The organism is Lacibacter sp. (genome assembly GCF_057361365.1).
In genome coordinates this window covers 190,042-204,550 of sequence record NZ_JBMQSG010000022.1, presented here as the reverse complement: position 1 = coordinate 204,550, position 14,509 = coordinate 190,042, and the positions used below count along the sequence as shown (strand labels likewise).

General features: G+C 40.3%; 14 protein-coding genes. 7 read left to right on the top strand and 7 right to left on the bottom strand.

Going from position 1 to position 14,509, the window contains the following annotated elements:
* Positions 1–5 precede the first annotated feature (5 nt).
* From ACO1QW_RS19160 to ACO1QW_RS19145, 4 genes are read right to left on the bottom strand one after another with little or no spacing between them, the layout of a single operon-like run.
* The gene (locus ACO1QW_RS19160) at positions 6–446 is read right to left on the bottom strand and encodes an SRPBCC family protein (protein ID WP_486260993.1); all 441 of its coding nucleotides are present in this window, start codon (positions 444–446) and stop codon (positions 6–8) included.
* Positions 447–464: 18 nt separating this feature from the next.
* The gene (locus ACO1QW_RS19155) at positions 465–935 is read right to left on the bottom strand and encodes an SRPBCC family protein (RefSeq protein ID WP_486260992.1); all 471 of its coding nucleotides are present in this window, start codon (positions 933–935) and stop codon (positions 465–467) included.
* A gap of 20 nt (positions 936–955) precedes the next feature.
* Entirely contained in the window at positions 956–1,411 is a 456-nt protein-coding gene (locus ACO1QW_RS19150) for an SRPBCC family protein (protein WP_486260991.1), read from the bottom strand.
* On the bottom strand, positions 1,395–1,751 hold the full coding sequence (locus tag ACO1QW_RS19145) for an ArsR/SmtB family transcription factor (protein ID WP_486260990.1): 357 nt from the start codon (positions 1,749–1,751) through the stop codon (positions 1,395–1,397). Before ACO1QW_RS19145 ends, ACO1QW_RS19150 begins: the two co-directional genes overlap by 17 nt.
* Before the next feature lie 142 nt (positions 1,752–1,893).
* Between ACO1QW_RS19145 and ACO1QW_RS19140 the strand changes: the two genes are divergently transcribed.
* Positions 1,894–3,555, top strand: coding sequence for a B12-binding domain-containing radical SAM protein (locus ACO1QW_RS19140; protein ID WP_486260989.1), 1,662 nt, complete (start codon positions 1,894–1,896; stop codon positions 3,553–3,555).
* Between the two features lie 74 nt (positions 3,556–3,629).
* Here the strand turns inward: ACO1QW_RS19140 and ACO1QW_RS19135 are convergent, their stop codons facing one another.
* Positions 3,630–4,298 (bottom strand): hypothetical protein, encoded by a 669-nt coding sequence (locus tag ACO1QW_RS19135; protein ID WP_486260988.1) that lies wholly within the window; start codon positions 4,296–4,298, stop codon positions 3,630–3,632.
* Between the two features lie 140 nt (positions 4,299–4,438).
* Between ACO1QW_RS19135 and ACO1QW_RS19130 the strand changes: the two genes are divergently transcribed.
* From ACO1QW_RS19130 to ACO1QW_RS19110, 5 genes are all read left to right on the top strand, one after another.
* A complete protein-coding gene (locus ACO1QW_RS19130; protein WP_486260987.1) occupies positions 4,439–6,205 on the top strand; it encodes a pectinesterase in 1,767 nt (588 codons plus the stop codon).
* 64 nt (positions 6,206–6,269) lie between these two features.
* Positions 6,270–6,899 carry a BTB/POZ domain-containing protein gene (locus ACO1QW_RS19125; RefSeq protein WP_486260986.1) on the top strand — a complete coding sequence of 210 codons (630 nt, stop codon included), beginning with the start codon at positions 6,270–6,272 and terminating at the stop codon, positions 6,897–6,899.
* 158 nt (positions 6,900–7,057) lie between these two features.
* Positions 7,058–8,662 (top strand): Na+/H+ antiporter, encoded by a 1,605-nt coding sequence (locus ACO1QW_RS19120; protein WP_486260985.1) that lies wholly within the window; start codon positions 7,058–7,060, stop codon positions 8,660–8,662.
* A gap of 32 nt (positions 8,663–8,694) precedes the next feature.
* Positions 8,695–9,177, top strand: a complete 483-nt coding sequence (locus ACO1QW_RS19115) for a helix-turn-helix transcriptional regulator (protein WP_486260984.1) — start codon at positions 8,695–8,697, stop codon at positions 9,175–9,177.
* A gap of 106 nt (positions 9,178–9,283) precedes the next feature.
* Entirely contained in the window at positions 9,284–9,817 is a 534-nt protein-coding gene (locus ACO1QW_RS19110) for a DUF4199 domain-containing protein (RefSeq protein ID WP_486260983.1), read from the top strand.
* Between the two features lie 67 nt (positions 9,818–9,884).
* Here ACO1QW_RS19110 and ACO1QW_RS19105 read toward each other — a convergent pair whose 3' ends face one another.
* Positions 9,885–13,004, bottom strand: a complete 3,120-nt coding sequence (locus ACO1QW_RS19105) for a VPS10 domain-containing protein (protein ID WP_486260982.1) — start codon at positions 13,002–13,004, stop codon at positions 9,885–9,887.
* A gap of 225 nt (positions 13,005–13,229) precedes the next feature.
* On the opposite strand from ACO1QW_RS19105, the gene ACO1QW_RS19100 reads away from it, so the two are divergent.
* Positions 13,230–13,874 carry a YceI family protein gene (locus ACO1QW_RS19100; protein WP_486260981.1) on the top strand — a complete coding sequence of 215 codons (645 nt, stop codon included), beginning with the start codon at positions 13,230–13,232 and terminating at the stop codon, positions 13,872–13,874.
* Positions 13,875–13,935: 61 nt separating this feature from the next.
* Here the strand turns inward: ACO1QW_RS19100 and ACO1QW_RS19095 are convergent, their stop codons facing one another.
* Entirely contained in the window at positions 13,936–14,388 is a 453-nt protein-coding gene (locus ACO1QW_RS19095; RefSeq protein WP_486260980.1) for a hypothetical protein, read from the bottom strand.
* Positions 14,389–14,509 lie beyond the last annotated feature (121 nt).

Genomic DNA, 14,509 nt, shown 5'->3' with positions numbered 1-14,509 from the left:
ATAGTTTATTGTTTGTTGAGATAATTTTCAAGGCTGTTGTTAATGAGTTCGTTCCAACCCGTTACAAAATTACCACGCACCAAGGCAGGTTCATTTGCATCAAATGGTTCTGCAAATTCAAAACGAAAGTTGAGTTTTGTGCTGTTGGCATCAAGTTCAGTTAATTCCCAGTATGCAATGGCTTTGCCACTGTAACCAGGATACGTCCAGCTATGGACTAACTTTTTATTAGGAACAATCTCCAGCATTTCACCACGGTGCAACCATTGTTTTCCTTTCGGATCACCACCCTGCCATTCAAAGTGTGAGCCAACAATCAATTGAAAGCTGTTATGAAAATCAAAATACCAGTGGCGCATGTGTTGTTCTTGGGTAATGGCCGACCATACAAGTGCAATTGGAGCATTGTATGTTTTTTCGAGAACAATACTTTCTGTTGTTTGCATTTGAATAAGGTTTAACGATTATGATTGTTGATGTTGTATTTGTTCATTGAGGTACTGTTGCAGGCGTTCGATGTTTTGTTTCAGTCCTTCATCAGCTTTAAATGTTTTCACTGTTTGTATAAACTGTTCTCTGCTTTCAAATAACATGTGCCAGCTGATATGTGTATGATCGCCTTTGTCTTCGAATTCGATCGTGGTTAAAAACTTCGGACCGCTTACATGAGCATACACGATCTTTTTATGTTTGATGATCTCTTTAAACACCGCTTTGTTTTTATAATCCGTACCATCGGGGCCATGCATCACAAGATCCCATTCGCCTTCTGGTTCCACATCCATCTTTGTAATGGTATTGGTAAAACCGTTTGGTCCCCACCAGTGCTTAATATGTTCGGCGTTGGTAAATACTTCCCATACCAATTCAACCGGTGCTTTCAACAAACGTGTTAAACGGAGTTCTCTGTCGGAAGTGTTAGTTGTTACAGACATGCTTTTCTTTTTTAGAATGATTAATTTGATGTTTCGAGATAGTTTGCCAGGCGATCAATATTCTGCTGCAAACTTTCCCCTGCTTTGTACTCGTGAACAAATAGATGATACTCCTCCCTGGTTGGAAATAGCATCTCCCAATGCATCACCGTTGTTTCAGCGTTTGCTTCAAATTCAATTGTTGCAATAAAATAATGTCCGCTAATATGTTCATAAGCGATCTTCTTGTTTATAGCAACTTCCGTAAACACACTCCTGTTATCATAATCTGTACCATCGGGCCCATGCATAACGAGTAACCATTCACCACCGGTTTGCAGATCCATTTTTGTAATGGTATTAGAAAAGCCGTTCGGTCCCCACCAATATTTAATGTGATCGGGATTGCTCCATACTTCCCAAACTTTTTCAACAGGAGCGTTGAGTAATTTTGTTAAGAGGATGAAACGCCCTTCTTTGTTATTTCCTGCCGACATTCTTTTTTGTTTTTGGTTGCTGTTGAATTTTTTCGAGGTAGCTTTCTAAAGCATCCAGTTTTTGTTCCCAGAATTGTTTGTATTGTTCGATCCATGCCGATACTTCATTCAACTGATCAAGCTTTGCTTCGCAATAGCGTTCCCTGCCTTTTTGTTTGATGATGAGCAAACCACATTCCGTTAATATTTTCACATGCTGCGAAATAGCCGGACGGCTCATATTGAAATTGCCCGCCAGTGCATTCAGGTTTTGGGGCTGCTTTACAACCAGCCCGATTATTTCTCTACGTGTGGGGTCGGCAATTGCCTGAAACACATCCCGTCTTGCTTCGTAAGCCATATATGTAAGCGTTTACTTACACGAAAGTATGCGTAAGTATTTACTTACGCAAATTTTTAAGAAGAATTTTTAAATTGGATATGCCATCTCTCGCAAAATCATCAACCTGCGTAGGTATGGCATACTATAGTATTTTTGCCGGATGCGTTTGTTACTCACCACCCTTAATGCGAAATATATTCATCTCAATCTTGCGATCCGCATTTTGTATGAATTGAATAAGCACCACGAAGGTTTATCGTGGAAGGAGTTTACCATACGCATGAATGTAGACGAGATCGCCAAAGAGTGTGCGGAAAACGATGTGGTGGCGTTCAGTTGTTATATCTGGAATATCACACAAACGCTGAAAGTGGCGGAACGCATCAAGGCCATTAACCCCAACTGCAAAATTTTATTGGGCGGACCCGAAGTGAGTTACGAATGGGAAGAGATCATTGCCAACGATTGTATCGATTACATCATTACAGGTGAAGGTGAAATTCCGTTCCATGAATTCTTAACACATTACCCGAATGTAAATGCAGTTCCCAATCTTGTTTATAAGGTTGATGGTGAAGTACGTTACGAAGAAAAAGGCGTTACTTATGATGTGAGCAATTTCATGGGCGTAAATCCATACATCAATGATCCGTTGGAAGACCTGTATAACAAGGTATGTTATATTGAAACAAGCCGTGGTTGTCCCTACAAGTGTGGTTTTTGTTTGGCGAGTTTAGATAATAATGTTCGTTACCTGCCAATGGGCGATATTAAAAGCAACCTCCTTTATTTAATGACGCATGGCCGTGTGATCAAATTTCTTGATCGTACGTTTAACATGAAGCGTGATTTCACACTCGATGTATTTCAGTTTATTCTCGATCATTACAAGCCAGGGAATGTGTTCCAGTTTGAAATTACCGCTGATATTCTGCATCCTGATATTATTAAGTTCATCAACGAAAAAGTACCGAAAGGTTTGTTCCGTTTCGAGATAGGAATTCAAACCGTCAACCAAAAAGCAAACCTGGAAGTAAGCCGTAAACAGAATTTTGAAAAAACTAAAGGTATCATCAAACAGGTGCAGGATGTAGTTGATCTGCACCTCGATCTCATCGTTGGTTTACCGCTCGATTATTTTGAAGATATTAAATACAGCTTCGAAGAAGTATTCAAACTTTTTGCACCCGAATTACAACTGGGCTTTCTCAAATTCTTAAAAGGAACACCGGTACGCAAAACAGCAGCTGCACATGGCTATATCTACGATCCTGTTGCGCCTTACCAGATCATCGAAAGCAACTACCTGGGCAAAGAAGAATTAAGACAGGTTACACTAACAGAAGAAGCATTGGAAATTTACTGGAACAAGCCTCGTGCAATTCACACACTGAAATATGTTACGGCTTATTACAGTGTGTTCGATTTCTTACAAGGCTTAGGCAATTACTTTACTGAGCATTGCGATTTTCATAAACACGATCTGAAAGATGTGTACAGTATGTTGTTTGCATATGCAAAAGAAGCTTTTCCCGACGATGCCGTATTGCATCAACTCATTACCATTGATTACTACCTTCAGCACAAAATAAAACCAGTTTCTGTTTTTTTACCAGAAGTGGACAATGTTACCAAGCAGCAATTGATCGAACAGCATAAACTCAATCATCATAAACTTCGTTTTGCTATGCTGCCAATAAATTTTAACTGGCAGGAATTTGCACAACACAATCACATTATAAATGATGAAACCATGCTCATAATTGCATTTGATGGTAAAGTAAAACCTCAGATGCTTGAAGGCATTGGTATAGGTCGTTAGCGTTTATAAGTTTCGACCTAAATCTTAATTGTCTTTTATTTATTGAAACCAGCATCCGCTGACAGATGGAAAAATTACTTTTTTGTGATCTTCAGATCCTTAAAATATCCTTCCGTTCCAACATCAACCCATAAAGCAATGGCGCCAGATGCATTTGCACCATGCTTCAGATCATTTACGATTAATGATGGTTGTTGATCGTTGCCAAGAAAAAGTTTTGCCTGCGTACCGTTTACTTCAATCCGTATGGTGATCCATTTATCCAACTCCATATCGGCATAAGATTCATAACGCTCAGGGGCTTCTTTGCGAAGACGATCAAACTTATAATCAGGATAAGAAAAATATTGAATGGAATGATTCCGTCGCACCTGATCGTTTGCTCTGCCATTGGTTGGCCGCAAATAAATATTCTCAAATTTTGTATTACTCTCATTTATACGAAATGCAATACCAATAAACCCTCTTGCAAACTCCGAGGCATTTTTCAACAACCTGCTCAATACCTTAATCTCGATCGTACCATTTCTAAAATCGATTCCTTTGATCTTTACAAAAGTGGGTTCATCAACTGCTTTCACAGCTGAATCTTTAATCACTTTCACTACCTGGCTGCCCATTAATCTTTCAATTGACATTTCTACCTGCACTGCTTCAAGATTTTTTCTGTCAAGCTTTACGCTTTGAGAAAACGAAGTGAAGGAAAGTAAGATCGTCGTCAGTATGCAAATGCAACTCTTCATATTGTTAAGTTATTGAATAAACGGAACTATACATGCCCACACCGCTGGAAAATTATCAAGGAAGGCAGTACTCACAAAAAAATTGTCCATTCTGAATTTTTCTGTTTACTTTTTGAAACGAAGCTCAACCTTCATGTATCATGAAAAGTATTCAATTCTTTTTTTTCCTGCTTGGCAGTTATTGCTCTTTTGCTCAAACGGGTAACTACCAAAGCCTCGATCCAAAACAGCCCATTGCATTTTATGGCGATCATATTGTGTTTGATGGAAAGACGATCAAGCTCGGGCCAAATGCTTTTTTTATTGACGGCAACCTCAACGATGCAATTACTGCACAACATCCTTATGTTTTCAATTCAGTGCAGGAGGCAGTAAAGAAATTAAAAGATGGTACTGAACAGGAGCCGATGAAGTTATACATGGCACCATATGTTTACTGGATCGATAATCCTGATGATACCACAACAAGAGTTCCGGCCGAAGGATCAACGCCGTACGGTATGGTTATTAAATGTGAATGGCTTCAGTTCTATGGATTAACCAATGATCCATACAATGTAGTATTGGCTTGCAACCGTGGACAAACCATTGGTGCAAAAGGAAACTTTACCATGTTTCGTTTTATTGGGCAAGGCACTGCTGCTGAAAATGTAACGTTTGGAAATTATTGCAATGTGGATCTTGTGTATCCGTTGAAGCCGTCACTAAACCGGGCAAAAAGGGCTTCTGCAATTGTGCAGGCGCAGTTGATCCATTGCAATGGCGATAAAATTGTTGCACGCAATACGAACTTCATCAGTCGTTTAAATCTTTGTCCGTTTGTTGGTGGAAAGCGTGTATTATTCGATCGATGTCATTTCGAATCTACTGATGATGCACTTTGCGGTACAGCAGTGTATCTGAATTCAACATTGGATTTTTATTCGTCGAAACCCTTTTACCGTACTACCGGCACCGGGGCAGTTTTTTTGAATTGCGATATCAGATCAATGGCAGGAGGGCAGCAATATTTTACAAAGGCAGGTGGGCAGGTGGCAATCATCGACAGCAGAATTACTTCGCAGCAAGATCAGTATTGGGGATGGCAGGAAGTAGTGCCTGTATCAACAAAAAATTACCAGTACAATGTAAAACTGAATGGAAAAGATCTGTTCATCAGTAAAAAAGATAAATCAACAACGGTTGATTTGCACGGGAAATATGCAATAGAGCTGTATCGCTTCAATTACAAAGGCAAAACATTTTACAATACATACAACTTATTGAGTGGTGATGACGATTGGGATCCCATGTTCCTCAAACAAACATTGTTGGAATGGGAAAAAGAAAACAACAGATCGATCAGAAACCTGCCCATACAATTGACTATCTCTACATCAAGCACTACTATCGAAACAAAAAAGAATGAAGCACTGTTAACCGCAAGCCTGTTTCGGTTTGGAAATTATAGAGCTGCCATGGAAAAAATCACCTGGCAAATAGCAGCAACAGACAAAGCCTTCGTACAATTAAAACCAACTTTTGATGGAAAAAGTTGCATGGTGATTCCTATTAACAATTTAGATACTGCAAGGAATATACTTGTAACTGCTTCAACAAGATCTGGTTTGGAAGCGGCAGTGTTGCTTGTTGTAACACCCCAAATACTTGATGCCCCTGCTTTCGCTATTACACCTTCAGTTGTTTTGCAAAACAACGGTGTGTTAAAAGCAACTTACAAACTCAATAGCATTTATGTCGACCGTTCCGATATAAAATGGTTCCGTTGTACTGATGCAAAAGGAAGTAATCCTGTTGAAATAATGGTTTCACGGTTTAACAGGCCCTTAAAAAACTATACTTTGTCTCCAGCTGATGAAGGGTATTACATTGCCATGTCCATCGCTCCACAACATATTGGATATTAAAGTAGATTCCAAACTGCTTGAAACAGGTTTCAAAAACACTTCGGTTAAAAACCAGTTGAACATAATGGCGGGCTTTTGGTCATGGGATCATATCAATGTACAGGAACAGGATGCAAGAAATAATGTTGATCGTTCAAAAGATGCATGGTACTATGGTGAGGGAATGGAAGGCGCTGCCAATATGCAGGGCCTTTTGCAGGGGAGGCATGCACGCATGAGTTATACACCCGTGGGCGAAATTTTTACTGACATGAAATTAGTGTTGACTGTTGCTCCTTTTAAAACCGCCGGCCAGGGTTTTAGTGTGGCGCATTTGTATATGGATGTATTGATAAAGATGGATGCGAAAACAAGAACGGGTTACGCCTTACGATTAATAAGGACAACAAAATATGGCGATGCTGTTGACTGCCTGTTGATGAAATATGAAAATGGTGTTGCAACGCCGTTGACCGAACCTGTTTCCACATCTGCTTACCGCACTCCTTGCACAATTTCAGTAGCGTTAAAAGGAAATCAACTTATTGCTGAATTAACAACATCATCGAACAACATTGGCCGTGACAGACCGGGCATTGTGAAAGCTGTAAAGCTGGAAACATGGGTAACATCCAATCAATGGGGTGCATTTGGCATTGAATACAATGGAGGGTCGCCAACCATGATCAATCAATTAAAAGCAGAATGGAAATAAAATGACGTGCAGCCGAATTGATTTGATCACATTATGTAAAGTTACTAATCCAACATTGGCATAAATATTTGTTCCCTGTCAGGGCAACGATAGTACAAAGCGAAAATTGCTGAAGTGCCCATATGCACTTTTATTATTTTTATAAAAACATTCGTGACATGCAGAGCCACTTCATTGAATATGTTTATCTCATCCTCATCATCCTGGCATTAGTAATGCTTGCCAACAAATGGAAGCTGGCATACCCCATCGTGTTAGTGGTGGGTGGATTGTTGCTGAGTTTCACGAAACTGTTTTCAAATGTTACTATTGATCCCGAACTGATCTTTCTTATTTTTCTGCCACCCTTACTATACGAGGCTGCATGGCAGGTTTCGTGGAAGGAATTCTGGAAATGGCGGCGCATCATCATGAGTTTTGCTTTTCCGATTGTGATTATCACCTCATCTGTTGTTGCGTTTGCATCTAATGCAATTATTCCCGGCTTTACATTAGCGTTGGGTTTTTTATTAGGTGGAATTGTTTCTCCGCCGGATGCAGTTTCTGCAACAACCATTTTGCGCCAGGTAAAAGCACCAAAGCTGCTGGTGAGTATTGCAGAAGGAGAAAGTTTGTTGAACGATGCTTCTTCGCTTATTGTTTTTCGTTTTGCTTTAGCAGCTGTTATCACGGGGCAATTTCATTGGCAGGAAGCCGCATTAAGTTTTGTTTTAGTGATTGTGATGGGAACATTAATCGGGTTGGCCATTGGACTGATTTTTTATGCTATTCACCGCTGGCTGCCTACAACCTCCGGAATAGAAATAATTTTAACACTGATCACTCCTTACTGCATGTATTATGCAGCGGAATATTTTCATTTTTCAGGTGTGCTTGCTGTGGTTGCGGGCGGGCTCCTGTTATCAAGTAAACGACAAGTTATGCTTAGCTATCGCAGCAGGGTGGAAAGTGTAAATGTGTGGAGCAGCTTTGTTTTTGTATTAAACGGGTTGATCTTTTTTCTTATAGGTCTTCAACTGCCTGCAGTATCAGATCAATTGGGAGATATTAGTTTGGGAACAGCAATTGGATATGGACTTGCTGTATCACTTGTTTTAATTATCGTTCGACTTGCATCAACATTCGGAGCTTCTTTATTTACACGCTTTATGAGTCGCTTCATAACAGTAGCAAATCCAAACCCGGGTTGGAAAGGTCCCATGATCTTCGGATGGTCGGGTATGAGGGGTGTGGTCTCGTTAGCTGCTGCACTTTCAATACCGCTTTATATTAATGGGCAACCTTTCCCGCATCGCAATCTTATTCTGTTCGTCACCTTTATTGTTATTCTTGTAACATTGGTGTTACAAGGATTAACGCTTCCATGGGTTATCCGCAAAGTAAACCTTGAAGATGAAGATGATTCAATTCCCGAACTGCAGCAGGAAAAGATCATTCAAAAGAAAATGGCTCATTACTCACTCCAGTTTTTAGATGAGAAGTATGGCGATCATTTACTGGACAACGATCATTTCAACAATCTTAGGACAAAGCTGAGAGCTGAGTTAGATTACTTTAATCATTCACTGAAAGAAGAGGAAAAGGTTGTTGATCACTCATTGAACGATTATCATAACGTTTACCTCGAACTGCTCGATGAGCAGCGACGAATTTTAAATAAGATGAATCAAAAAGCTGAGTTTGATGAAGAGCTCATCAGGAAATATCATTCACTTATTGATATGGAGGAACTGAGGATACGTGAAAAAAGTATTGAAACCTGATATCGTATTAAGGCGTACCTTATTTTTATTCTATGCTACGCTTTTTGCAGAAATATAAGCAGGCTTTTCTTTATGCTGCATCTCTGGTGGCCATTCTGCTCCTGCTGCAGGTGTTGCAGTATAAGTTCGTGCTCATTAATCATTCATTCGAGATCTATATTTTTAGTATTGCTGCCATTTTTACTTGCCTGGGAATTTGGCTGGCGCTTAAACTGGTGAAGCCGAAAAAAGAAATTCAAACCATCATTGTTGAAAAGAATGTGTACGTAAAACAACTCAGCGAAGAAGAGGCGAAACTGATGGAAGCTGAACGACAAAAACTGGGCTTAAGTGCACGTGAACTTGAAGTATTACAGTTGATGGCCGAAGGGCTAAGCAACCAGGAAATTGCTGAACGTTTATTTCTTTCCTTACCAACAATAAAAACGCATTCTTCCAAACTATTTGAAAAGCTTGATATAAAGAGACGAACGCAGGCGGTAGAGAAGGCGAGACAGTTGGGGTTGATTGCCTGACACCTCATCCTTTAGCATAATATTTCTTCAGTATCAACAGTTTCATACTTTAGTATGAGAACTTTCTTTACCCGAAACTTCATCTTTACTGCCTAAAATCTCTTGTATGAAAAGAAATGTACTTGTCTTTGGTTTGATCGCAGGTCTTATTGTTTCCACCTTAATGGCCACAAGCATGATTACGATGTATAATAATCCGGACATTGGTCACGGAGGTGGCTCCATGGTTGTAGGCTATCTGAGTATGCTGGTTGCCTTCTCCCTCATTTTTGTTGCTGTAAAAAATTACCGGGATAAACAGAGCGGCGGCGTTATCAGCTTTGGTAAGGCATTTAAGATTGGATTGTTGATAGCGCTTATCGGCTCCACCATGTATGTGATCATGTGGGCTTTACTTTACAATTTTTACATGCCCGATTTTATGGACCGATATTGTGCACAGATGATCGAGAATGCCAAAGCAACATCTTCACCTGCCAAACTGCAGGAACTAACAGCGCAAATGAACACACAAAAGGAAATGTACAAGAACCCCGTTTACTTTGTTCTGTTTACTTACTTCGAAATTTTTCCAGTGGGTTTATTGGTGTCGTTTGTTGCTGCATTGATCTTGAAACGTAAAACAGCAAACGTTGCATAAATAAAAGAGGGCTGCTTCAAAATGAAGCAGCCCTCTTTTTCTCTTTCAACTTTTTCAAACTCTTAGTCTAATCTTTAAACAATTTCACCGGCGTACTCTCAGTAAGCTTTCTAAATGCAGCCCACTTACCGGTTATAAACTCGTTGATCCTTGTTACACTTTCATTCACTGCTGTTTCGGCTTCAACAATCAAACGTTCTGATTGTGCGGTTGGGGCGGCAATTTTGCCAACAATTTCCTGGCGGGCTGTTTGCAAAATACTTTGCGTAGTAATATCAGCATAACGGGTGATACCCTGCCTATCGGTTGCGTTACGTCCAAAAATGCTTTCACGTATTTTCTTGATCTCGTCTCTCATCTTTGTTACTTCTTTGCGCAAGCTGTCAATGTCTTTTCCTTCATTACCACGCAACTGACCTTCAATTTTTGTAAGTGTTTCTTCAGCATCAACTATTTTATCAACTGCTGCAGTTAATTTATCAGAGCTCACCTGTAAACGCTCACTCATTTTTTTCTTTGCATCATAAACAGCACGTGGTGTTGGTATGCGTGGATCATCTTTCACTAACAGCATTGTTGAGTCACTTGCTTTGCCCAGCGATACAACCATTTTGTACGTTCCAGGAAAAACCGGCCATCCACCACCTTGCTCATTTGCATTCGGTCTTGGTTTAGGCGCACCGGGGAAACGGCTGCCCTTTGTATCGAAGTTCCAATAGAAACGGTTGAAGCCAGTATCTGCTTTTACTTTTAATGTGCGGAGTTGTTTGCCTGCATCATCATAAATTCTTACAGTAGCGCTATCCATTTTTGCTTTGCTGGTATCGGCTGCATGATTTACAAAGAATGAAACCATGGCGCCTCTGCGACGGTTCTCACCTTCATACAATCCCCATGTGCTCCACTCGTAACCCGGCGCATTACGGAAACTTGCCTGGTAAGCAACCGGTGCTTCAAACACTTTCACTTTTGTCGTTTGCGATGCGCCGTTAGCTTTAGCCGCAGCACGCAATGGACGAATATCATCTAACACCCAAACAGCACGACCAAATGTTGCGATCACCAGATCGGCTTCACGTTCCTGTATAGCAAGATCGTAAGTTGATACACTTGGGTAACCATTTGTCCATTGTTCAAATGTTTTTGCATTGTTATAGGTCACCCATAAACCATGCTCTGTTCCAACAAAAATTAAATTTGGTTCAACAGGATCTTGAATCATACATAAAGCATAACCTTTCATTCCTTTATTGGCTAACATATTATCCCATGTTTTTCCAAAATCGGTTGTGCGGAAAATTGTGATAGCGAAATCGCCACGACGATAATCATTGCTCACCACAAAAGCTTCACCTTCATTATACTTGCTCGCCTGAACTTGTGTGATCCATGCACCAGTGTTCATGCCTTTGATCTTACCACGGAAATTGGTCCATGTTTTACCGCCATCCTGTGTTAACTGCACATTGCCATCATCGGTACCAACCCAAATAACATTTTTGTTTTTTGGTGATGGTGCAATAGCCATGATAGTGTTGAAATTTTCGGCACCGGTAATATCCAATGTTAAACCACCTGTTTCTTCTTTCTGCTGTTCAGCATTGTTGGTTGTAAGATCGGGAGAGATGATGCTCCATGTTGTTCCTTTATCAGTGCTCTTGTGTAAAAACTGGCTACCGAAATACACACTGTTGTTATCAAACGGATCAAGAGCAATACCACTGTTCCAGTTAAAACGCATTTTCTTTCTTGCTTCAGGAGCAGGCGGGCGAACAAATTCTGATTGGCCAGTTGAAACATTGTAACGACCAACAGAACCTCCCTGGCTCATGGCATATACCCATTTGCTATCAGTAGGATCAGGAACTACATCAAAACCATCACCACCCCAAAGACTTTCCCAATAGTAATTGCGGATTCCACCATCAACCCATGTATAAGCAGGACCACGCCAGCTGCCATTATCCTGCAAACCACCCATTACGTTGTAAGGAATGTCGTTGTCAACATTAATATGATAAAATTGTCCGAAAGGTAATTGCTCATCGAAGCGCCATGTTTTACCACGGTCTTTACTGATGCCGATACCACCATCATTGCCTTCAATGATTAAATTTTCATTTGTTGGATGGATCCACCACGCATGATGATCGGGGTGAATACCATTGTAAGGAATTAATGTGCTGAATGATTTACCACCATCTTCACTAATAGTTACTGTTGAGTGAATATCATAAATGCGGTTTTCATTTTTCGGATCAACATAAATTTCCTGGTAGTAGAACGGACGATCTGTGATTTGTGCAGGATCGCTGTTCACCAGCTTCCATGTGAAACCACCATCATCACTTTTATAAAAACCATTTTTTGTTGCTTCAACTTTTGCATACACAAAGTTTGAACGACCTGGCGCAAATGCCAAGCCGCAACGGCCAATAGGATCAGCAGGCAGGCCATCTTCTTTACCTAATTTCTTCCAACTCTTTCCACCATCAACGGTAATGTACACGCCACCACCGGGGCCACCGCTGTTAAAGTTCCACGGCTTACGCTGGTGTTGCCACATGTTGGCAATAAGTTTATTTGGGTTTGATGGATCCATCACTAACTCCGCACAACCACTTGTATCATTGGTGTACAATATGCGTTGCCAGGTTTCACCACCATCAGTTGTTTTATACACACCACGCTCGCTATGGATACCGTATGGATTTCCAATAGCAGCTGCATAAACAGTGTTAGGGTTTGTGGGATCGATGAGGATGCGATGGATGTTTCTTGTTTTTTCAAGACCCATACGCTTCCATGTTTTACCGCCATCCAATGTTTTAAAAATGCCTTCGCCAAGATTGAGCGAGTTGCGGGGATTACCTTCACCGGTACCAACCCAGATAACCGATGGGTTAGTTTGCTGCACTTTAATAGAACCAATGTTTAAAAGGGGTTGCTCGTCGAATAAAGGAGCCCATGTTGCGCCGCCGTTATCCGTTTTCCAAACACCGGCACTTGCACCGCCCACAAAAATTGTTTCGGGGTTGCTATGCAAAGCATCTATAGCCGTTACACGTCCACTCATACCGGCCGGGCCAATATTGCGGGGTTTCAGATTCTTAAACTGTTCATTTTTAATTTGGGCTGTGGCCGAAAAGCACAGCATGGCCGATAGGCCGAGAGCGATCATTCTCATACAAGCTTGTTTTAGGAAAACTGAAATTGAGAAAACATTGCGGCCAATCCAAATGTTTTTTATAAACGGCACAGGTATGGAACAGTTTTAGCGACTAAGCTCATACTCATTTGCTTTTTTGTTAAATACAATGATTAAAACGTTTAATCAGCTTTTAACACTACGCCAAATGTGAAATCTTTATTTTTGATGTTCGAACACTAAAAACCTAAACTCGAAAACAGTATGAAACAGTTCTTCTTATCAGTAGTTGCCGTTGGCTCAGTGGTTGCTTTGGCAGCATTTATTCCTAAAGAAAAACAGGAAACAATCCAACCCCTTTCAGCAAATGTGCAAACACCTACAAAGTGGACATTGGACAAATCTCATTCAAACCTGAAATTCACTGTTACACATATGGTGGTTTCTGAAACAGAAGGATCTTTTAAAATCTTCGACGGTACAGTTGAACATACAAAAGCCGATATGAGTGATGCGAAGATCAATTTCTCAGTTGATATGAATTCCATCAATACAGAGAATGAAAACCGTGATAAACATCTGAAGGGCGATGATTTTTTTAATGCTGAGAAATTTCCAACAGCAACATTTGTTGGTAAATCATTCAAGCCACTTGGTGATAATAAATATGAACTCGTTGGTGATCTTACGATCCGTGATGTAACTAAAAGTGTAAAGTTTGCGGTGCGCTTTGGTGGTATTGCTGCAAGCACACGTGGTGATAAAGCAGGATTTAAAGCGACTACTACAATCAACCGTTTTGATTACAATTTGAAATGGGACCGTGCAACAGAAGCAGGTGGATTGGTTGTAGGTAAAGATGTTGATATTACTGTTTTACTTGAAATGAATAAAGCAAAAGCTCAGTAATTACCTTGTAAAATGATAAACAAAAAGCCTCTGCATTGCGGAGGCTTTTTGCTTATGCAAACTATTTTTTCTGAATAAGAGCGTCTTTCAATTTTATTTCTATGATGTTTCCGTTGTTGCTTACATGATAAGCTTTTACTTCTCCCTTAGATCGGCACTGAAGCAGGTAACTTATTTCACCCTGCCTGTTAATTTCTTCAAACGTTGTTATATCAGAATTGTTGATTATGCCTGTAATTTCTTTTCTTACCTGTGTTGGCAATTCTTGTTCCCGCACGCCTTTTACAACTGCCAGGCAATTTCCATCGGCATCATAATAGGCCATCCTCGCTTCCTCGTTAAAAACAAAACGCACGGCATAAAGATCTTTGTTTTCAATTTTTGACCAGGATGCATGTATTGCTCCGGGAAATTCTGAATGAAAGGAATGTTCAACCCGTTTTTCAACTTTATCTGCAGCATGTGTAAATGCAAGAAGCAAAACTGCTGCAACTGTTACAATTATCTTTTTCATAATAATAAGGTTTGATGTTTTTGTTTAGACCAGTTTAAAAATGGGTAACCAAAATCAGGCTACCCATGTAAGAAAAATCAGTGCCCGTTTTTAAGATATTTTCATTTGTTAGCTGTGAAGG

Coding starts and splice junctions, on each gene's coding strand:
- ACO1QW_RS19120 (WP_486260985.1), top strand. CDS start 7,058: ATGCAGAGCCACTTCATTGAATATGTTTATCTCATCCTCATCATCCTG.
- ACO1QW_RS19150 (WP_486260991.1), bottom strand. CDS start 1,411: ATGTCGGCAGGAAATAACAAAGAAGGGCGTTTCATCCTCTTAACAAAA.
- ACO1QW_RS19140 (WP_486260989.1), top strand. CDS start 1,894: ATGCGTTTGTTACTCACCACCCTTAATGCGAAATATATTCATCTCAAT.
- ACO1QW_RS19160 (WP_486260993.1), bottom strand. CDS start 446: ATGCAAACAACAGAAAGTATTGTTCTCGAAAAAACATACAATGCTCCA.
- ACO1QW_RS19115 (WP_486260984.1), top strand. CDS start 8,695: ATGCTACGCTTTTTGCAGAAATATAAGCAGGCTTTTCTTTATGCTGCA.
- ACO1QW_RS19110 (WP_486260983.1), top strand. CDS start 9,284: ATGAAAAGAAATGTACTTGTCTTTGGTTTGATCGCAGGTCTTATTGTT.
- ACO1QW_RS19125 (WP_486260986.1), top strand. CDS start 6,270: ATGGCGGGCTTTTGGTCATGGGATCATATCAATGTACAGGAACAGGAT.
- ACO1QW_RS19145 (WP_486260990.1), bottom strand. CDS start 1,751: ATGGCTTACGAAGCAAGACGGGATGTGTTTCAGGCAATTGCCGACCCC.
- ACO1QW_RS19095 (WP_486260980.1), bottom strand. CDS start 14,388: ATGAAAAAGATAATTGTAACAGTTGCAGCAGTTTTGCTTCTTGCATTT.
- ACO1QW_RS19155 (WP_486260992.1), bottom strand. CDS start 935: ATGTCTGTAACAACTAACACTTCCGACAGAGAACTCCGTTTAACACGT.
- ACO1QW_RS19105 (WP_486260982.1), bottom strand. CDS start 13,004: ATGAGAATGATCGCTCTCGGCCTATCGGCCATGCTGTGCTTTTCGGCC.
- ACO1QW_RS19100 (WP_486260981.1), top strand. CDS start 13,230: ATGAAACAGTTCTTCTTATCAGTAGTTGCCGTTGGCTCAGTGGTTGCT.
- ACO1QW_RS19135 (WP_486260988.1), bottom strand. CDS start 4,298: ATGAAGAGTTGCATTTGCATACTGACGACGATCTTACTTTCCTTCACT.
- ACO1QW_RS19130 (WP_486260987.1), top strand. CDS start 4,439: ATGAAAAGTATTCAATTCTTTTTTTTCCTGCTTGGCAGTTATTGCTCT.